The 17,949-nt window shown below is 67.5% G+C and carries 18 protein-coding genes; 4 read left to right on the forward strand and 14 right to left on the reverse strand.

The features are described 5' to 3' along the window. Nucleotides 1–128 precede the first annotated feature (128 nt). On the forward strand, nucleotides 129–1,094 hold the full coding sequence (locus tag L8H00_RS13545) for a TonB family protein (RefSeq protein WP_242097827.1): 966 nt from the start codon (nucleotides 129–131) through the stop codon (nucleotides 1,092–1,094). A gap of 277 nt (nucleotides 1,095–1,371) precedes the next feature. Here the strand turns inward: L8H00_RS13545 and L8H00_RS13550 are convergent, their stop codons facing one another. The 11 genes from L8H00_RS13550 to L8H00_RS13600 all read right to left on the reverse strand — a co-directional run bounded on the left by L8H00_RS13550 (nucleotide 1,372) and on the right by L8H00_RS13600 (nucleotide 13,297). After that, nucleotides 1,372–1,686 carry a GCN5-related N-acetyltransferase gene (locus tag L8H00_RS13550; protein ID WP_242097828.1) on the reverse strand — a complete coding sequence of 105 codons (315 nt, stop codon included), beginning with the start codon at nucleotides 1,684–1,686 and terminating at the stop codon, nucleotides 1,372–1,374. A gap of 128 nt (nucleotides 1,687–1,814) precedes the next feature. Next, nucleotides 1,815–3,215, reverse strand: a complete 1,401-nt coding sequence (gene lpdA, locus L8H00_RS13555) for a dihydrolipoyl dehydrogenase (protein ID WP_242097829.1) — start codon at nucleotides 3,213–3,215, stop codon at nucleotides 1,815–1,817. Nucleotides 3,216–3,345: 130 nt separating this feature from the next. Beyond that, a complete protein-coding gene (gene odhB / locus L8H00_RS13560; RefSeq protein WP_242097830.1) occupies nucleotides 3,346–4,623 on the reverse strand; it encodes a 2-oxoglutarate dehydrogenase complex dihydrolipoyllysine-residue succinyltransferase in 1,278 nt (425 codons plus the stop codon). Between the two features lie 128 nt (nucleotides 4,624–4,751). Continuing rightward, nucleotides 4,752–7,688 (reverse strand): 2-oxoglutarate dehydrogenase E1 component, encoded by a 2,937-nt coding sequence (locus tag L8H00_RS13565; protein ID WP_242097831.1) that lies wholly within the window; start codon nucleotides 7,686–7,688, stop codon nucleotides 4,752–4,754. Nucleotides 7,689–7,845: 157 nt separating this feature from the next. Beyond that, nucleotides 7,846–8,730, reverse strand: coding sequence for a succinate--CoA ligase subunit alpha (gene sucD, locus L8H00_RS13570; RefSeq protein ID WP_242097832.1), 885 nt, complete (start codon nucleotides 8,728–8,730; stop codon nucleotides 7,846–7,848). 54 nt (nucleotides 8,731–8,784) lie between these two features. Continuing rightward, complete coding sequence (locus tag L8H00_RS13575; RefSeq protein ID WP_242097833.1) at nucleotides 8,785–9,081, reverse strand: GIY-YIG nuclease family protein; 297 nt, start codon at nucleotides 9,079–9,081, stop codon at nucleotides 8,785–8,787. A gap of 67 nt (nucleotides 9,082–9,148) precedes the next feature. Next, entirely contained in the window at nucleotides 9,149–10,111 is a 963-nt protein-coding gene (gene mdh / locus L8H00_RS13580) for a malate dehydrogenase (protein ID WP_242097834.1), read from the reverse strand. A gap of 97 nt (nucleotides 10,112–10,208) precedes the next feature. Next, complete coding sequence (gene zapE / locus L8H00_RS13585) at nucleotides 10,209–11,342, reverse strand: cell division protein ZapE (RefSeq protein ID WP_242097835.1); 1,134 nt, start codon at nucleotides 11,340–11,342, stop codon at nucleotides 10,209–10,211. Between the two features lie 46 nt (nucleotides 11,343–11,388). Beyond that, a complete protein-coding gene (locus tag L8H00_RS13590) occupies nucleotides 11,389–11,835 on the reverse strand; it encodes a PaaI family thioesterase (protein ID WP_242097836.1) in 447 nt (148 codons plus the stop codon). A 21-nt stretch (nucleotides 11,836–11,856) separates the two neighbouring features. Continuing rightward, nucleotides 11,857–12,645: a succinate dehydrogenase iron-sulfur subunit gene (locus L8H00_RS13595; protein ID WP_242097837.1), complete on the reverse strand. Its 789-nt coding sequence runs from the start codon at nucleotides 12,643–12,645 to the stop codon at nucleotides 11,857–11,859. Nucleotides 12,646–12,730: 85 nt separating this feature from the next. After that, the gene (locus L8H00_RS13600; protein WP_242097838.1) at nucleotides 12,731–13,297 is read right to left on the reverse strand and encodes an ATP-dependent Clp protease proteolytic subunit; all 567 of its coding nucleotides are present in this window, start codon (nucleotides 13,295–13,297) and stop codon (nucleotides 12,731–12,733) included. 96 nt (nucleotides 13,298–13,393) lie between these two features. Here L8H00_RS13600 and L8H00_RS13605 point away from each other — a divergent pair, with 96 nt between their 5' ends. From L8H00_RS13605 to L8H00_RS13615, 3 genes are all read left to right on the forward strand, one after another. Then, on the forward strand, nucleotides 13,394–14,398 hold the full coding sequence (locus tag L8H00_RS13605) for an SDR family oxidoreductase (RefSeq protein ID WP_242097839.1): 1,005 nt from the start codon (nucleotides 13,394–13,396) through the stop codon (nucleotides 14,396–14,398). A gap of 68 nt (nucleotides 14,399–14,466) precedes the next feature. Then, nucleotides 14,467–14,709: a hypothetical protein gene (locus L8H00_RS13610; RefSeq protein WP_242097840.1), complete on the forward strand. Its 243-nt coding sequence runs from the start codon at nucleotides 14,467–14,469 to the stop codon at nucleotides 14,707–14,709. After that, a complete protein-coding gene (locus L8H00_RS13615) occupies nucleotides 14,703–15,023 on the forward strand; it encodes a type II toxin-antitoxin system PemK/MazF family toxin (protein ID WP_242097841.1) in 321 nt (106 codons plus the stop codon). The genes L8H00_RS13610 and L8H00_RS13615 overlap by 7 nt, the downstream gene beginning before the upstream one ends. Nucleotides 15,024–15,178: 155 nt before the next feature. On the opposite strand, the gene sdhA is transcribed toward L8H00_RS13615, so the two are convergent. The 3 genes from sdhA to sdhC are packed head-to-tail and all read right to left on the reverse strand — an operon-like array spanning nucleotide 15,179 to nucleotide 17,771. Continuing rightward, a complete protein-coding gene (sdhA, locus tag L8H00_RS13620; protein ID WP_242097900.1) occupies nucleotides 15,179–16,981 on the reverse strand; it encodes a succinate dehydrogenase flavoprotein subunit in 1,803 nt (600 codons plus the stop codon). Next, complete coding sequence (sdhD, locus tag L8H00_RS13625; RefSeq protein ID WP_242097842.1) at nucleotides 16,978–17,361, reverse strand: succinate dehydrogenase, hydrophobic membrane anchor protein; 384 nt, start codon at nucleotides 17,359–17,361, stop codon at nucleotides 16,978–16,980. The genes sdhA and sdhD overlap by 4 nt, the downstream gene beginning before the upstream one ends. Then, complete coding sequence (sdhC, locus tag L8H00_RS13630) at nucleotides 17,361–17,771, reverse strand: succinate dehydrogenase, cytochrome b556 subunit (RefSeq protein WP_277924443.1); 411 nt, start codon at nucleotides 17,769–17,771, stop codon at nucleotides 17,361–17,363. The genes sdhD and sdhC overlap by 1 nt, the downstream gene beginning before the upstream one ends. Nucleotides 17,772–17,949: the final 178 nt, after the last annotated feature.

Genomic DNA, 17,949 nt, shown 5'->3' on the forward strand with positions numbered 1-17,949 from the left:
CATTGCTGCTCGCGGCATCGCCAGCCTCCGCGCAGCAGGCGGGGGCTGCGCAGGCGGGAGGCGAACAGGCGGGCACGCCCGCGTCCGCTGCCAATCTCGCGCTCGGGGCGGACATCGCCGCCAAGCTGTTGCCCGACGGCACCTATCAGCGGATCATGGGCGGCGCGATGTCCACGATGATGGACGGCATCACCAGCCAGATAACCGCAATGCCGCTCGCGCCGTTCCTGCGCTCGGCCGGCCTGCCGGCGGCCGATACCGCACGGATGGGCAAGGCGACGCTCAAACAGGTCATGGAGATCGTGGATCCTGCCTATGACCAGCGCATGCGCGTGATGATGCCGGTGATGATGCGCGAAATGGGCCGCGTCATGTCGCAGGTCGAACCCCAGATGCGCGACGGACTCGCGCACGCCTATGCTGCCCATTTCACGTCGGCGCAGCTCCGCGACATCGATCGCTTTTTCAATACTCCCAGCGGCGGTGCCTTCGCCTCGCAGAATATGACGATCGCCAGCGATCCGGCGGTAGTGCGAACGCTGACGGCCTTCATGCCGACGCTCGTACAGGCGTTGCCCGGGATCATGCAGAAAACACAGGCTGCGGTGGCCGACCTGCCGAAAGCCAAAACGCCGCAGACTCTCTCGGACGCGGATCGGCAGAAGCTGGGGCGACTCCTCGGAACCTATATCGGTCGGGCGCCGCAAATGGGCGCGCCCGCACCCGCCGCGCCAGCCGCACCGGCCGGCCCCGACAGGGCGGTCGCACCGGTCGGCAATATCGCGGCTTTGTTCGGCCCCGACGCCTATCCCCCCGCCGCCATGCGCGCCGAGAGCCAGGGGCGCGTCGTGGCGAACCTCGGCATCGATCCGGCCGGCAAGGCATTTGCGTGCACCATCGCCGTCTCGAGCGGCAGCAGCGTCCTCGACGCGAGAACCTGCGAAATCGCCATCGCCACCATGCGGTTCACTCCGGCGACGGACCACAAGGCCCGCCCGATCGCCGGCACATACCAGCTACCCGTCCGTTGGGTACTGCCCGCCGACGCCGGTCCCGAACGCGCGTCGGCTGCGCCGACGCCCGTCGGTAGCTGACCGTTCTCCCGACGCGGGCGTGGAGAGCGTGCTGAAGTCACGCCGCCGCGAACGCGGCGCGGGCGCGAGTTCAGGGGACCGCAGCGGGCTGTGTCCCGGCGGGGACGTCACGCGTAGGGAGGCGCGGCGGCGACCCTTCTCCGGCCAAGGCCGGAGCCCAGTCGGGGGACGATCGCGATGAGCCGGTGCGCGCCGTCACCGGAGACGCCCTAACTGGGCGCCGGCCTTCGCCGGGGAACGATGGGTTTCGGGACGGCGGCGAACACCCGCGTCCCGATCATGCCGCGCCCTTCCCTCGCCACGCGAGCGACGCGCGGTTCAGCGCCGCCATGTCCGCCTCGCCCGCCACCGCCGCCTCACCGAGCGCGATGGCGCGGGCCAAGGCCGCCGCTTCCGCATGCGCATAGGCCGGGCGGCGCGCGACATGATCGTACCAGCAGCCGCCGAACGCATGGTCGAGCAGGATGCGCTGGAAGCAATGGTCCGCGCGCACCGGCCAGCCGCGCGGGGCCGCGAGCGCGGGGAGCGTGACGCGCGTGAGATGAAGCCACGCCGTCTCGAGTGCGGCGCGGGCGGGATCAGGGGACGGCATGCGCGGTGCTCCGCGGGCAGGAAACCGTCATGGGAGCAAGTCCCATGACGTCGGACGCGGCGTTGGGCCGCGCCGGCTGGTCTGACCGCTGCTTGGCTCGACCGTAGCTTCGCTACGACCTCGCCCGGTCAGACGTGGATCGGCTTGCCCGTCACCGCCATCGCGGCTTCCTTCATCGCCTCGGCATGCGTCGGATGCGCGTGGCAGGTGTAGGCGATGTCCTCGCTGGTCGCGCCGAACTCCATCGCGATCGCGGCTTCCGCGATCATCGTGCCGGCGAGGCTGGCGACGATCCACACGCCCAGCACGCGGTCCGACTTGGCGTCCGCGATCACCTTCACGAAGCCGTCGGTGTCGCGGTTGGTCTTCGCACGGCTGTTGGCGACCATCGGGAACTTGCCGACCTTCACGTCGCCCTTTTCGCGCGCGGCCTCCTCGGTCATGCCGACGCCCGCGATCTCGGGCATGGTGTAGACGACGCTCGGGATCACGTCCTCGTTCACGATGCCGGTCTGGCCGGCGATGTTCTCGGCCACCGCGACGCCCTCGTCCTCCGCCTTGTGCGCGAGCATCAGGCCGGGGATGCAGTCGCCGATCGCCCACACGCCGTCGACGGCGGTGCGGAAGCTGTGATCGGTCGCGATCTGGCCGCGGGCGTTGGGCTCCAGCCCGATCGCGGCGAGGTTCAGCCCGTCGAGATTGGGCTTGCGGCCGATCGCGACCAGCACCGCATCGGCGTCCAGCGTTTCAGCGGCACCGCCGGCGGCGGGTTCCACCGACACGCTGGCGCGCGCGCCCTCGACGGTGACGCCGGTCACCTTGGTGCCGGTCTTCAGCTCCATGCCCTGCTTCTTGAACAGCTTGGCGCTTTCCTTGCGGACCTCGCCGTCGAAGCCCGGCAGGATCTGGTCGAGATATTCGACCACGGTCACCCTGGCGCCCAGACGCCGCCAGACCGAACCCAGCTCCAGCCCGATCACGCCGCCGCCGATCACCACCAGATGCTCGGGCACCTTGGGCAGCGCCAGCGCGCCGGTGCTGTCCACCACGACCTGCTGGTCGATCTCCACCCCCGGCAGCGGCGTGACGCTGGAGCCGGTCGCGATGACGATGTTCTTCGCGGTCACGGTCTGGCCCGCCACCTCGACGCTGTGCGCGTCCTTGAAGGCGGCGCGCCCCTTCAGCCACGTCACCTTGTTCTTCTTGAACAGGAACTCGATGCCGCCGGTCAGCTCCTTGACGGCCTTCGCCTTTTCGGCGTGCATCTGGTCGAGGTTGAGCGTCGCGCCCTGGATCTCGATGCCGAACTTGGCGAGATGGCCACTGCTGGCCTCCTCGAAGATCTCGGACGCATGGAGCAGCGCCTTGGACGGGATGCAGCCGACGTTGAGGCACGTGCCGCCCAGCGTCTCGCGGCTTTCCGCGCACGCGGTGCGCAGGCCCAGCTGCGCCGCGCGGATCGCCGCGACGTAACCGCCCGGGCCGGAGCCGATCACGAGGACGTCATAATCGTAGGTTTCGTCGGCCATTTTCATCTCCGTTCCCCGGCGGAGGCCGGGGCCCAGTTGCGGGACGGCATGTAATGATCGCCGCGCCCGTTTACATCGGCCTTCCCCACTGGGCCCCGGCCTCCGCCGGGGAACAGGCCATCTCGGTTGCTTACAGGTCGATCAGGATCCGCGTCGGGTCCTCGATCGCGTTCTTCAGCGCGACGAGGAAGGTGACCGCCTCGCGGCCGTCGATCAGGCGGTGGTCGTAGCTGAGCGCCAGATACATCATCGGGCGGATCACCACCTGGCCGTTCACCGCGACCGGGCGTTCGTCGATGCGGTGGAGGCCGAGCACCGCGGACTGCGGCGGGTTGATGATCGGGGTGGACATCAGCGAACCGAAGACGCCGCCGTTCGAGATGGTGAAGGTGCCGCCCTTCATCTCGTCCATCTTCAGCGTGCCGTCCTTGGCGCGGCGGCCGAAATCGCCGATCGTCTTCTCGACCTGCGCGACGCTCATCCGGTCGGCATCGCGGATCACGGGAACGACGAGACCGCCGGGCGACGAGACCGCCACCGAAATGTCGGCATAGTCGTGATAGACGATGTCGTCGCCGTCGATCGAGGCGTTGACGCTCGGGATGTCCTTCAGCGCCATCGTCGCGGCCTTAACGAAGAAGCCCATGAAGCCGAGCCGTACGCCGTGCTTCTTCTCGAACAGATCCTTGTACTTGGCGCGCGCGGCGATCACCGCGGTCATGTCGACGTCGTTGAACGTCGTGAGCATCGCGGCGGTGTTCTGTGCCTCCTTCAGGCGCTTGGCGATCGTCTGGCGCAGCCGCGTCATGCGGACGCGCTCTTCCTTGCGGCCGGCGGCCGGCGCGGCGGGAGCGCCCCCGTCCGACGGGGCGGCGGCAGGCGCGGCGGCGGCGGGCGCGGCGGGCCTGGTCGCGGCGGCGACGACATCGTCCTTGGTGATCCGACCGTCGCGGCCCGAGCCCTTCACGGTCGAGGGATCGACGCCGTGCTCGAGCACCGCGCGCCGCACCGAGGGCGACAGCGCCGCCGGCGAATCGCTCGCCGGCGCCTCGCCGCTGCGCTCGCGGGGCTGCTCGCCGGGGCCGGGGCCGGTGCCGTCCTTCGCCTTGTCCGCCATGTCGGCGTTGCCGGTGGTCGCCCCTGCCTGCGGGGCTGCGGCCGGCGCCGCGCCGCCGGCGTCGACCGTCGCGATCATCGCACCGACCTGCACCGTGTCACCCACCTTCACGGCATGCTCGCCCATCACGCCCGCGACGGGCGAGGGCACTTCGACCGAGACCTTGTCGGTCTCCAGGCTGGCGATCGGCTCGTCGGCCTTCACCGGGTCGCCCGGCTGCTTCAGCCATTCGCCGAGCGTCGCTTCGGTGATCGATTCGCCCAGAACGGGTACGGTGACTTCGGTTGCCATGTTCTTTTTTCCTTACCACCCCGGCGGAAGCCGGGGTCCAGGTACGCAACGACGCGGATCGATCGTTGCGCTACGTTACATCCACCTTGCCAACCACCCGGCGTTCGCCCGGGTGGTTGGCCGTTCCCTTACGACTTCCGCGTACGCCGGATCTCGTCGCGCACATTCTGTCCCAGCGCGTCCGCGACGAGCGCGGCCTGCTCCGTCTGATGGCGCTTCATCAGGCCCGTGGCGGGCGAGGCCGACGCCATCCGGCCGGCATAGCGCGCGCGCGCGATACGCCCACCGGCGCTGGCCAGCGCCTCCTCGATCATCGGCTCGACGAAGAACCAATAGCCCTGGTTCTTCGGCTCTTCCTGCGCCCAAACCACGTCCTCGAGCGCGGGCATGCGCGCCAGGCGCTTGGCCAGAGGCTCGCCGGGGAAGGGATAGAGCTGCTCGATACGGACGATCTGCGTCGTCGTGTCGCCCGCCGCGTCGCGCGCCTCCATCAGGTCGTACGCCACCTTGCCGGTGCACAGCACGACGCGCTTCGTCGCGGCATCGGCGGGGGCGGCGGGGTCGGACAGGATGCGCCGGAAATGCGTGTCGCCGACGAATTCCTCCGCCTTCGACACCGCCATCTTGTGGCGCAGCAGCGATTTGGGCGTCATCACGATCAGCGGCTTGCGGAACGAACGGTGCATCTGCCGGCGCAGCAGGTGATAGTAGTTCGCCGGCGTCGTGCAGTTCGCGACCTGCATATTGTCCCCTGCGCACAATTGCAGGAAGCGCTCGGGCCGTGCCGAGCTATGCTCGGGCCCCTGCCCCTCGTAACCATGCGGCAGCAGCATCACGAGACCGTTGGCGCGCAGCCACTTGGCCTCGCCGCTCGCGATGAACTGGTCGATCATGATCTGCGCGCCGTTGACGAAGTCGCCGAACTGCGCCTCCCACAGCACCAGCGTCTTCGGGTCGGCCAGCGCATAGCCATATTCGAAGCCGAGTACGCCATATTCGGATAGCGGGCTGTCGAGCACCTCGAAATTGCCATGCTCGATCGAACGCAGCGGCACATATTTATGCTCGTCGGTCTGGTCGACCCACACCGCGTGGCGCTGGCTGAACGTCCCGCGGCCCGAATCCTGGCCCGACAGGCGCACGCCATACCCCTCGGACAGCAGCGACCCGAAGGCGAGTGCCTCGCCCGTCGCCCAGTCGAAGCCGGCACCCGCACGAAACATCTCGCGCTTGGCATCGAGCACGCGGCCGAGCGTCTTGTGGATCTTCAGATCCTCGGGGATCGTCGTCAGCGTGCGGCCGAGCGCGTCGAACAGCTTGGGCGCGATCCCCGTCTCCAGGTTGCGCCGCGCGCTTTCGGCATCGGCCGGCGCGTGCAGGCCCGACCAGCGGCCGGCGAACCAGTCCGCCTTGTTCGGCTGATAGGCGGCACCCGCCTCGAACTCGCCCTCGAGCAACGTCGTGAACTGGTGGACCTCCCGGTCGACCCAGGCCTGGTCGACGATCTTCTCCTCGATCAGCCGCTGGCCATAGACCGTGCCGACGCCGGGATGCTGGCGAATCTTGTCGTACATCAGCGGCTGGGTGAAGCTCGGCTCGTCGCCCTCGTTATGGCCGAAGCGGCGATAGCACCACATGTCGATCACGATGTCGCGGTGGAAGGTCTGGCGGAATTCCATCGCCATCTTCGTCGCGAAGGTCACCGCCTCGGGATCGTCGCCGTTGACGTGGAAGATCGGCGCCTGGACGCCCTTGGCCACGTCCGACGGATAATCGGACGAGCGCGCGAATTGCGGGCTGGTCGTGAAGCCGATCTGGTTGTTGATGATGAAATGGACGCAGCCGCCGGTGTTATAGCCGCGGATGCCCGAGAAGCCGAGGCATTCCCACACGATCCCCTGCCCCGCGAACGCCGCGTCACCATGGATCAGCACGGGCAGCGCGTGGAGATGCTCCTTCAGATCGCCCGCGATCGTCTGGATCGCGCGCGTCTTGCCGAGCACCACCGGATCGGCCGCCTCCAGATGGCTGGGGTTGGCGACCAGGCTCATATGCACCTTGTGGCCGTCGAACTCGCGATCGGTGCTGGTGCCCAGGTGATATTTCACGTCGCCCGATCCGCCGACTTCCTCGGGATTGGCCGAGCCGCCGCCGAATTCGTGGAAGATGATCCGCAGCGGCTTGGCCATGACGTTCGCCAGCACGTTCAGCCGACCGCGATGCGCCATGCCGAACACGATCTCGTTGACGCCGAACTGGCCGCCATATTTGATGACGCTTTCGAGCGCGGGGATCATGCTCTCGCCGCCGTCCAGCCCGAAACGCTTCGTGCCGACATATTTGCGGCCGAGGAACTTCTCCCATTGCTCGGCGGCGATCACCTTGGTGAGGATCGCGCGCTTGCCCTCGGGGGTGAACTGGATCGCCTTGTCCTTGCCCTCCATCCGGTCCTGGAGGAAACGGCGTTCCTCGACATCGGCGATGTGCATATATTCGAGGCCGACCTTGCCGCAGTAGTTCGCGCGCAGGATCGCGACGACCTCGCGCACCGTCGACCATTCGAGGCCCAGCGTGCCGCCGAGATAGACCGGACGATCGAGATCGCCGTCGGAAAAGCCGTGATATTCGGGGCTGAGATCGGCGGGCAGATGCTGGCGCGCGAGGCCGAGCGGATCGAGATCGGCGGCCAGATGCCCGCGCACGCGGTAGGTGCGGATCAGCAGCTGCACGCGGATCGCGTCGGACGCGGCCTTGGTCACGTCGACCGCGGGCGCGGCGGCGGCGGCGGCGGCGGCGGGTGCGGCGGGCTTGCCCTTCTGCGGCTTGGGCGCGGGCTCCATCTGCGTCGGATCGAGCGCGGCGGTCAGATCGTCGGTGGTGCTGAGCGGCCAGGCGGCATTCGCCCAACTCGGGCCGCCGGCCGACCCTTCCAGCCCCTCGAAGAAGCTGCGCCAGCCGGGCTCGACACTGTCGGGCATGGTCCGGAAACGCGCATAGAGCGTCTCCACGAAGGCCGGGCTGACGCCGGCGGCGATGTCGCTGAAATCCTGGCCTTCGTAGCCCATGATCGTCTTCCTCTTTTCCCTTTCCCCTTGTGGGAGAGGGAGGGGCCCAAGCTGAAAGCCTGGGAGGCTGAGGGGGAGCACGCTCGCGAGGTCTCGAGCCTCACTCCCCCTCATCCGGCGCTACGCGCCACCTTCTCCCACGTGGGGAGAAGGGTTTTTAGCCGTTCAGCACCGACAGCAGCGTGGTGCCCAGTTCCGACGGCGAGGCCGAAACCTTGATCCCGGCGGCTTCCATCGCCGCGATCTTGTCCTCGGCGCCGCCCTGGCCGCCCGACACGATCGCGCCGGCATGGCCCATGCGGCGCCCCGGCGGTGCGGTGCGGCCGGCGATGAAGCCCGCCATCGGCTTCTTGCGGCCGCGCTTGGCCTCGTCGCGGAGGAACTGCGCGGCTTCCTCTTCGGCGGAGCCACCGATCTCGCCGATCATGATGATCGACTGGGTGGCTTCGTCGGCCAGAAACAGCTCGAGCACGTCGATGAAGTTCGTGCCGTTGACGGGATCGCCGCCGATGCCGACCGCGGTCGTCTGGCCGAGCCCGGCGTTCGACGTCTGGAACACCGCCTCATAGGTGAGCGTGCCCGAGCGCGAGACGACGCCGACCGAACCCTTCTTGAAGATCGAACCCGGCATGATGCCGATCTTGCACTCGCCAGGCGTCAGCACGCCGGGGCAGTTCGGCCCGATCAGCCGCGACTTGCTGCCCGACAGCGCGCGCTTCACCTTCACCATGTCGAGCACCGGAATGCCCTCGGTGATGGTGACGATCAGCGGGATCTCGGCGTCGATCGCCTCGAGGATCGAATCGGCGGCGAAGGGCGGCGGCACGTAGATCACGCTGGCCGTCGCGCCGGTCTTCGCCTTGGCCTCGGCGACCGTGTCGTACACGGGCAGGCCGAGATGCTCGGTGCCGCCCTTGCCGGGCGTGACGCCGCCGACCATCTGCGTGCCATATTCCAGCGCCGCCTTGGTATGGAAGCTGCCGGTTTCGCCGGTCATCCCCTGGGTGATGACCTTGGTGTTCTTGTCGACGAGGATGCTCATTAGGTCTCCGATCCTACCACCCCGGCGAACGCCGGGGTCCAGTTGGGAAGGCGGTCATGGTTGGGCGATGCGATCGTACAGGTCGTTCCACGCGGGATTGAGCCCTTCGATCTCCTGCACCTTCCAGGTCCGCCTCCACTCTTTCATCTGCCGCTCGCGCAGCCTTGCCGCTTCCCATTCGCCGCAAGCCTCGTACCAGACGAGCGCCTTGCAGCCGTAACGCTTCGTGAACCCGGCGACGACGCCGTTGCGATGTTCCCACACGCGCCGCGCCAGGTTCGTCGTCGAGCCTAGATAGATCGCACCGTTCCGGTGGTTGGCCATGATGTAGACGAACGCCTGGTTCTCCATCACGTCGGCTTTCCCAACTGGACCCCGGCGTTCGCCGGGGTGGTGCCACAGGCTCAGTTCAGCGCAATCAATTCAGCGAACCGTCGATCGCCTTGCACGCCACCAGCAGCTCCTTCACCGCCTCCACCGACACGGTCAGATTGGCCTTCGCCTCGTCGTCCAGCTTGATCTCGACGATCTTCTCCACGCCGCCCGCGCCGATCATCACCGGCACGCCGACATAGAGGCCGTCGAGCCCATATTGGCCCTCGACATAGGCGGCTGCGGGCAGCACGCGCTTCTGGTCGTGGAGATAGGCCTCCGCCATAGCGATGCCGCTGGTGGCGGGCGCGTAATAGGCGCTGCCCGTCTTCAGCAGCGCGACGATCTCGCCGCCGCCGCCGCGCGTGCGCTTGACGATCGCGTCGATCTTCTCCTGGCTGGACATGCCCATCGCGATCAGATCGGGCACGGGGATGCCCGAGACGGTCGAATAGCTGATGACCGGCACCATCGTGTCGCCGTGGCCGCCGAGCACGAAGCTCGTCACGTCCTTCACCGACACCTGGAACTCGTCGGCGAGGAAGTGGCTGAAGCGCGCCGAATCGAGCACGCCCGCCATGCCGACCACCATATGGTGCGGCAGGCCTGAGAATTCGCGCAGCGCCCACACCATCGCATCGAGCGGGTTGGTGATGCAGATCACGAAGGCGTTCGGAGCATTCGCCTTGATGCCCTCGCCGACCGCCTTCATCACCTTCAGGTTGATGCCGAGCAAGTCGTCGCGGCTCATGCCGGGCTTGCGCGCCACGCCCGCGGTGACGATGATGACGTCGGCGCCGGCGATGTCGGCATAGTCGTTCGAGCCGGTGATGGTCGAATCGAAGCCCTCGACCGGGCCGCATTGCGACAGATCGAGCGCCTTGCCCTGCGGAACGCCCTCGACCACGTCGAACAGGACGATATCGCCCAGTCCCTTCAGTGCCGCCAGGTGCGCGAGCGTGCCGCCGATATTGCCGGCGCCGATCAGCGCGATCTTCTTGCGAGCCATCCAGTCCTTCTCCGTTTTCGTCACAGATGCGGTTGGCCACGCCGCCTACGCCTTTTGCGCGGCCCCGGCAACCGCTAAAGCGGCCGGATCACGGCTCTTATTGCACTTGGTTCGCAATATCGACAGCGCCATGGCCTTCAGCGAGATAGGCGTCGGAGCGCATCTCCTCGAGCCGGCTGACGGTGCGTTCGAATTCGAAGGCGCCGTCGCCCCGTTCGTAAAGCTGGCCGGGCTGCGCGTCCGCCGCCGCCAGCAGCTTGACCTTGTGTTCGTAGAGCGCGTCGATCAGCGCGACGAAGCGCGCCGCCTCGTTGCGGCTGTCGGGGCCGAGCCGCGGCACGCCCACCAGGATGACGGTGTGGTAGCGCCTTGCGATCGCGAGATAATCCGCGCTGCCCCGCGCCTCGCCGCACAGTTTCTTGAAGGCGAAGACCGCGACGCCCTTCAGGCTCTTGGGCACGCGCAGCGTCCGCCCGCCGCCCACCGGCAATTCCTCGGCGGGCACATGCGCGGCATCCTCGGGCGGGTAATCGGTCAGGCGGAAGAACGCCGCGGACAGCTGCGCCGTCGCCTCGGCGCCGTTGGGGACGAGCCAGGTGTCCTGCTGCCCCAGCCGGTCGCGCCGGTAATCGACCGGACCGTTGAGCGCCACGACGTCGAGCCGTTCGCCGATGAGCGCGATGAAGGGCAGGAAATGCTCGCGGTTGAGGCCGTTCTTGTAGAGATCGGCCGGGGCCCGATTCGAGGTGGCCACGATCGTCACGCCGGCCAGGATCAGCGCGGTGAACAGCCGCGAGAGGATCATCGCATCGGGCGAATTGGTGACCATCATCTCGTCGAAGGCGAGGCAGCGCACCTCCTGCGCCAGCGCCGCGGCGACGGGCGCGATCGGGTCGCCCTGTTCCTTGCGGCGTTCGGCGGCGATGCGCTGGTGCACCTCCAGCATGAATTCGCCGAAATGGACGCGGCGTTTGCGCTGGATGGCCAGGTTCGCGAAGAACAGGTCCATCAGCATCGATTTGCCGCGCCCGACATCGCCCCACAGATAGACCCCGCGCGGCGCCGCCGGCTTCGCCCGTGCCAGCCGCCACAGCACCGAGCCGCGGCGCGGCGTGGCCTCCAGCTCGGCCTGGAGCGTCGCGAGGCGCGCGGCGGCGGCGGCCTGTTCGGAATCGGGGCGAAGCTCGCCCGCCGCGATCAGCGCGTCATAGGCCTGGAGGACGGTGGTCATGTCCGTTTCCCGATCGGGTCCCGGTCTTCGCCGCGGAACATGAGGTTCATGCCTTGCTCGGCTTGCGGATCGTCGCCGAGAAGGCCGCGATCCGCGCCTCGCCCTGCACCACCAGCCCGCGCAGGAACAGCAGCCGCCCCGTTTCCTTCAACAGCTCGACCTGCGCCTCGATCGGCTCACCGATCCTGCCGCCGCCGATGAACTGGGTGTTGAGATCCAGCGTCACCGCGGTGCCCGCCACGATCAGCCCGTGCCCCCGCGCCGCGGCGAACAGCGAGACGTCGATGAAGCCGAGCAGCGCGCCGCCATGGACGTGGTTGCTAAGGTTGGAATGGCGATGCTCGGGCGTCATCCGCACGCGCGCGAACGCACCGTCCATCCGAAAGAGCAACGGCCCGAGCAGCGTGTTGAAGCGCGTGGGATCGCTCAGCGACCAGCGTCGCCAGCCGGGATGATCGGGCGACTCGGCATCGGTGAAGTGCGGGTCAGCCATCGCCAGTTTTCCGGGACAGGATCACACCACCCGTTCGGCTTCCATCTTCTTCACTTCGGCGATCGCCTTGGCGGGGTTCAGCCCCTTGGGGCACACCGTCGCGCAGTTCATGATCGTGTGGCAGCGATAGAGGCGGAACGGATCCTCCAGCGCATCGAGCCGCTCGCCCGTCATCTCGTCGCGGCTGTCGGCGAGCCAGCGATAGGCCTGGAGCAGAATCGCCGGCCCCAGGAACTTGTCGCTGTTCCACCAATAGCTCGGGCACGAGGTGGAGCAGCAGGCGCACAGAATGCATTCGTACAGCCCGTCGAGCTTCTCGCGATCCTCGGGGCTCTGGAGCCGCTCCTTGCCCGAGGGCGGCGGCGTGACCGTCTGCAGCCAGGGCTTGATCGAGCTGTATTGCGCGTAGAAATGCGTGAAGTCGGGCACGAGGTCCTTGATGACCTCCATGTGCGGCAAGGGCGTGATCCGCACCTCGCCCTTCACGTCCTCGATCGCCTTGGTGCAGGCGAGCGTGTTGGTGCCGTCGATGTTCATCGAGCACGACCCGCAAATGCCCTCACGGCACGAACGGCGGAAGGTGAGCGAGGAATCCTGCTCCGCCTTCATCTTGATGAGCGCGTCGAGCACCATCGGCCCGGTCTCGTCGAGGTTCAGCTCGAACGTGTCGTAACGCGGATTCTCGCCGCTGTCGGGATCGTAGCGATAGACCTTGAACGATTTCATCCGCCCCTTGAGGCCCCGGCTTTCGGATGTGTGCGCCTTGCCCTTCTTGACGACGCTGTTCTTGGGCAGGGTGAATTCGGCCATGGCCGTGGTCGCTCCTCGGATGATGCCGGACGGGCTATGCCTTTCAGGTGGCGTGCGCAACCCCCGCGCGCAACCCGCCCGGCCATCAGATCACGTCGAGCACCAGCCCCAGGTCGCGCGCCTCCTCCGCCTCGATATACCAGTTGTTCGGCGCCTTCGAGCGCAGATCGTCGAACGACACGTTGGAGCCGGCGACGAGATCGCGAAACCCCTCCTCCTCGATCGCGATCGAATGCTCGATCTCGTGGAGCGTGGCCTTCAGCGTCGGCACGCAGCTGCGCAGCGGCCCCTCGATCGTCATCGTCTTCTGCAGCTTGCGCTCATGGATCATCAGCCGCGTCCGGCGGGTGAGGAACCGGTGTTCGACCGGAAAGGCCGACATGAACGTGGCACCGGCGGAATAGACCGCCACCTTGCCGAGGAACAGGATCTCGCGGCCGGTATAATCGCGCAGCAGGCGGATATCGGTGCCCATCGCACGCGCCACCTCGGGATCGCCGCCCAATGTGGTGATCGCCACCACCAGCGTGCCGTCTGCCGGACAGGCGGCGAGCTGCTGGCGGAAATTCTGGTACATCGCATCGTCCACCGTGCCGAGCAGGCGGATATGGGGCTGGGCGAGCAACGGATAGCGTTTGGGATCGTCGGTCATGGCGCGCGAAACCGCCGATCGGGCCTCGGGTTCCCGGCGGAACCCCTGGCCATTCCCCTCGGTTGAGTGCGCAACTCCGGCATAAGGCGCGTATTCATGGCCATCCCATTGAAACCCTTGAAGGATCAGGTGATCGTCATCACCGGCGCGAGTTCGGGGATCGGCCTCGTCACCGCCCGCACCGCCGCGGCGCGCGGCGCCCGGGTGATGCTGGTGGCGCGCAGCGAGGGCGCGCTGTCGGACGCGGTCGATGCGATCCGCGCGGACGGCGGCACGGCGGACTATCACGTCGCCGATATGGGCGATGCGGATGCGGTGAAGGCCGCCGCCGCGCAGGCGGTCGCGCGCTTCGGCCGGATCGACACCTGGGTGAACAATGCCGGCGTGGCGATCTACGCCAAGCTGATGGAGACGCCGGCTGACGAGCACCGGCAATTGTTCCGCACCAATTATTTCGGCATGGTCCATGGCTGCGAGGCCGCGGTGCCGCTGCTGGCGGCGGGCGGCGCGCTCATCACGGTGGGATCGATCGCGTCGGACATGAGCAGCCCGGTAATGGGCGCCTATTCCGCGTCCAAGCACGCGGTGCAGGCCTATGTGCAGGCGCTGCGCATGGAGCTGCGCGCGGCGGGCTCGCCGATCTCGGTGTCGCTGGTGAAGCCCGCCGGGATCGACACGCCGATCGGCCAGCATGCCGCCAACCACGAGGGCGGCGAAGCGCAGATCCCGCCGCCGGCCTATGATCCGCAGCTCGTCGCCGACGCGATCCTCGATTGCGCGGTCCACCCGCGCCGCGAGATCACCGTGGGCGGCGCCGGACGCGCGCAGGCGATGTTCGCGGTGCATTTCCCCGCATTGTTCGAACGCCTCGCACCGCGCGCGGCGAAGAGCTTCGTCGACCGCGACAAGACGCAGCCGCGGCCGAGCAACCTGTTCGAGGGCGTCCATGCCGGCCACGAACGCTCGGGCGAGCAGGCGCCGCTCAAATCCAGCGCCTATACCGCCGTGATGCTGCGCCCCGGCGCGGCCCTCGCCGTCGGCGGCGGCCTGGCGGCGGGCGTGGCGGCGCTGCTGCTGGCGCGATGGCGGGCGCGGGGTTGACGTTATAACGTTGTGCTTACCGGCAAGCTCGTCTAAATCGTGCCGCGGAGGCTCAGGTGCAGACATCGTTGCGGAAGATGGGGAATTCGACCGGGCTGATCGTACCGCGCGCCCTGCTCGGTGAGATCGGCCTGAGCGTCGGCGCCGTGATGGATCTGCAGGTGAAGGACGGCAAGCTCGTCGCCTCGCCGGTCGTATCGCCGGCACGCGCAGGATGGGCGAACGCGGCCGAGGCGGTCGCCGAAGACACGCAGGAGGCGGCCGCGTGGCGGGCCTTTCCGAACGAAGACGATAGCGCGCTCACATGGTGATGCGCGGCGAGGTCTGGCTCGCGGCGCTGGACCCCACCATCGGCAGCGAGATCCAGAAGACCCGCCCCTGCCTGATCGTCTCGCCCGACGAACTGAACGCTCATCTCAGGGCCGCGATCGTCGTGCCGATGACGACGGGAAGCCACCCCGCTCCATTCCGCATAGCGCTTCGCTTCAAAGGCAAGGACGGGTTGCTGCTGCCCGATCAGATGCGAACGCTGGACAAGACGCGTCTCGTCAAAAGGATCGGCAAGATCGAGCGTGGCACATTGGTCGCCACGCTCGAAATCCTGGTGGAGATGTTCCGCTTCTAGAGCCCGATGACGTTAGATTGATCCAATCTCTCTACCGTTCGTGCTGAGCTTGTCGAAGCACGCTCTCCACGCTCGCACCGTCGCGTTCCGAACAGGCCATTCGACAAGCTCAGGGCGAACGGGGCGAAGTAAGGTCATCCCGCGCTGGCAGCGGCTTAATACACCCGCTTCTTCGGCTTGATATATTCGGCGTCGTCGGTGAGCGTGTAATCGTGCACCGGGCGATAATCGATGTGCGTCGCCCCGCCCGTGCCGCCCCAGCCGGTGAAGCTGGTGATGGTGTGCTTCATCCAGTTCGCGTCGTCGCGATCGGGGAAATCCTCGTTCACATGCGCGCCGCGCGATTCCTTGCGGTTGGCCGCCGAATCCATCGTCACCACCGCCTGCGCGATCAGATTGTCGAGCTCCAGCGTCTCGACCAGATCGGTGTTCCAGATGAGGCTCCGGTCGGTGATGCCGACATCGGCCATCCGCGCATAGGTCGCCTTGATCTTCGACTGGCCCTCGGTCAGCAGCTCGTCCGAACGGAACACGGCGCAATGCTTCTGCATCGTCTTCTGCATCTCGAGCCGGATCTGCGCGGTGGGCGAGCCGCCCTTGGCCGAGCGGAAATGGTCGAGCCGACCGAGCGCCATCTCTTCCGAACCCTTGGGCAGCGGCGCATGAGTCGTGCCGGGCTTCAGCGTCTCGCGGATGCGCAGCCCCGTCGCGCGGCCGAACACGACCAGATCGATCAGGCTGTTGGAGCCCAGGCGGTTGGCGCCGTGGACCGAGACGCATGCCGCCTCGCCCACCGCGAACAGGCCGGGCACGACGCTGTCGGGATTGCCGTCCTTCAGGTTCACGACCTCGCCGTGGAAGTTCGTCGGGATGCCGCCCATGTTGTAATGGACCGTCGGCGTGACCGGCAGCGGCTGGCGCGTGAGATCGACGCCGGCGAAGATCTTGCCCGTCTCGGTAATGCCCGGCAGCCGTTCGTGGAGCACCTTGGGATCGATATGATCGAGGTGCAGCCAGATATGGTCGCCGTCCTTGCCGACGCCGCGGCCCTCGCGCATCTCCATCGCCATCGAGCGCGACACCACGTCGCGGCTGGCGAGATCCTTGGCGGAGGGGGCATAGCGCTCCATGAAGCGCTCGCCCTCGCTGTTCGTCAGATAACCGCCCTCGCCGCGCGCGCCCTCGGTGATGAGGACGCCCGCGCCGTAGATGCCGGTCGGGTGGAACTGGACGAACTCCATGTCCTGCAGCGGCAGGCCCGCGCGCAACACCATCGCGTTGCCGTCGCCGGTGCAGGTGTGCGCCGAGGTCGCGGAGAAATAGCAGCGGCCATAGCCGCCCGTCGCCAGCACCACCTGGTGCGCGCGGAACCGGTGGATGCTGCCATCCTCCATGCACAGCGCGATCACGCCCCGGCACGCGCCGTTTTCCATGATGAGGTCGAGCGCGAAATATTCGACGTAGAAGTCCGCGTCATACTTCAGGCTCTGCTGGTAGAGCGCATGGAGCATCGCGTGGCCGGTGCGGTCCGCCGCGGCGCAGGTGCGCTGCACCGGGGGGCCCTCGCCCATGTTCTGCATATGGCCGCCGAACGGGCGCTGGTAGATCGTGCCGTCCTGGTTGCGGCTGAACGGCACGCCGGCATGTTCCAGCTCGATCACCGCGGCGGGCGCCTCGCGCACCATATATTCGATCGCGTCCTGGTCGCCGAGCCAGTCGGAGCCCTTGACCGTATCGTACATGTGCCACGACCAGTGATCGGGCGAATTGTTGCCCAGACTCGCGGCGATGCCGCCCTGCGCGGCGACGGTGTGGCTGCGCGTCGGGAACACCTTGGTGATGCAGGCGGTCTTCAGACCGCTTTCGGCGATGCCCATCGTGGCGCGCAGGCCGGAGCCGCCGGCGCCGACGACGACCGCGTCATAGGTATGGTCGATGATCTTGTAGGCGGACATCAGGCGGCAGCTCCGAAGGCGACCTTCAGGATCGCGAAGATGGCGGTCGCGGCGGTCGAGAGCGTGAAGAGGTTCAGCACGACCATCGCGGCGACGCGCGCCTCGTCATGCTGGTAATCCTCGATCACCACCTGCAGCCCCAGCCGGAAATGGTAGAAGACGGACAGGATCAGCAGCAGCATCGGCACCGCCGCCCAGGTGGAATGGAGCCAGCCATGGACGCTGGTATAATCATAGCCGGGCATCCGTGCGATCGACACGATCAGCCAGATCATCAGGAACAGGTTGCCGCCCGCGGTCAGCCGCTGGTGCCACCAGTGATGCGCGCCCGCATGCGCGGAGCCCAGGCCGCGGACCCGGCCGAGTTCGGTGCCGCCACCCATCACTTCGTCCCCAGATAGAGCCAGAACGCCACCGTCAGCAGCACGGCGGCGACGATCGTCGCCCAGGCGCCGATCCGGTTGATCTTCAGTTCATACCCCGCGCCCGTGTCGAGCACGAGATGGCGGATGCCGTTCGCCATGTGCTGGAACAGCGAATAGGTGAGACCGATGCCGATCACATAACCGATCGCGTTCAGATGCCCCGCATCGGTGAGGAACCAGCGCTGGAAGCCGGCATAGCTGTCGGCCCCGCCAGCGATCGCGGCGAGCCACCACACCAGCAGCAGCGTGCCGACCGTCGCCATGCCGCTGCCCGTCGCGCGGTGCAGGATCGAGACGGTCATGTTCACGCGCCATTTCCAGATGCCCAGATGCGGGCTGACGGGGCGCGAGGGGGAGCGGGATGCCAAGGGCGTGGTCCTCGAATGCGGATGTGCGCCGGTCTATGAGACGCAGCGCCCCGCGATGCAAGCCGCCGCCTGCGCGCAAAGCAACACAGGCATCGTTGCCGCCGATCCGGTTCTAACCGCGCCTTAACCAATCGCGCCTAGTCGTCGGATCACGAAACCCCGCGCCGCCGGAGACCTG

It is taken from the genome of Sphingomonas sp. CROZ-RG-20F-R02-07 (assembly GCF_022662335.1).
GTDB lineage: Bacteria > Pseudomonadota > Alphaproteobacteria > Sphingomonadales > Sphingomonadaceae > Sphingomonas.

Bases quoted from the DNA above. Each gene is read 5' to 3' on its own strand.
- L8H00_RS13605 (WP_242097839.1), top strand. From the start codon at position 13,394: ATGGCCATCCCATTGAAACCCTTGAAGGATCAGGTGATCGTCATCACC.
- L8H00_RS13590 (WP_242097836.1), bottom strand. From the start codon at position 11,835: ATGGCTGACCCGCACTTCACCGATGCCGAGTCGCCCGATCATCCCGGC.
- L8H00_RS13565 (WP_242097831.1), bottom strand. From the start codon at position 7,688: ATGGGCTACGAAGGCCAGGATTTCAGCGACATCGCCGCCGGCGTCAGC.
- odhB (WP_242097830.1), bottom strand. From the start codon at position 4,623: ATGGCAACCGAAGTCACCGTACCCGTTCTGGGCGAATCGATCACCGAA.
- zapE (WP_242097835.1), bottom strand. From the start codon at position 11,342: ATGACCACCGTCCTCCAGGCCTATGACGCGCTGATCGCGGCGGGCGAG.
- L8H00_RS13575 (WP_242097833.1), bottom strand. From the start codon at position 9,081: ATGGAGAACCAGGCGTTCGTCTACATCATGGCCAACCACCGGAACGGT.
- L8H00_RS13600 (WP_242097838.1), bottom strand. From the start codon at position 13,297: ATGACCGACGATCCCAAACGCTATCCGTTGCTCGCCCAGCCCCATATC.
- mdh (WP_242097834.1), bottom strand. From the start codon at position 10,111: ATGGCTCGCAAGAAGATCGCGCTGATCGGCGCCGGCAATATCGGCGGC.
- L8H00_RS13550 (WP_242097828.1), bottom strand. From the start codon at position 1,686: ATGCCGTCCCCTGATCCCGCCCGCGCCGCACTCGAGACGGCGTGGCTT.
- sucD (WP_242097832.1), bottom strand. From the start codon at position 8,730: ATGAGCATCCTCGTCGACAAGAACACCAAGGTCATCACCCAGGGGATG.
- lpdA (WP_242097829.1), bottom strand. From the start codon at position 3,215: ATGGCCGACGAAACCTACGATTATGACGTCCTCGTGATCGGCTCCGGC.
- L8H00_RS13615 (WP_242097841.1), top strand. From the start codon at position 14,703: ATGGTGATGCGCGGCGAGGTCTGGCTCGCGGCGCTGGACCCCACCATC.
- sdhD (WP_242097842.1), bottom strand. From the start codon at position 17,361: ATGGGTGGCGGCACCGAACTCGGCCGGGTCCGCGGCCTGGGCTCCGCG.
- L8H00_RS13595 (WP_242097837.1), bottom strand. From the start codon at position 12,645: ATGGCCGAATTCACCCTGCCCAAGAACAGCGTCGTCAAGAAGGGCAAG.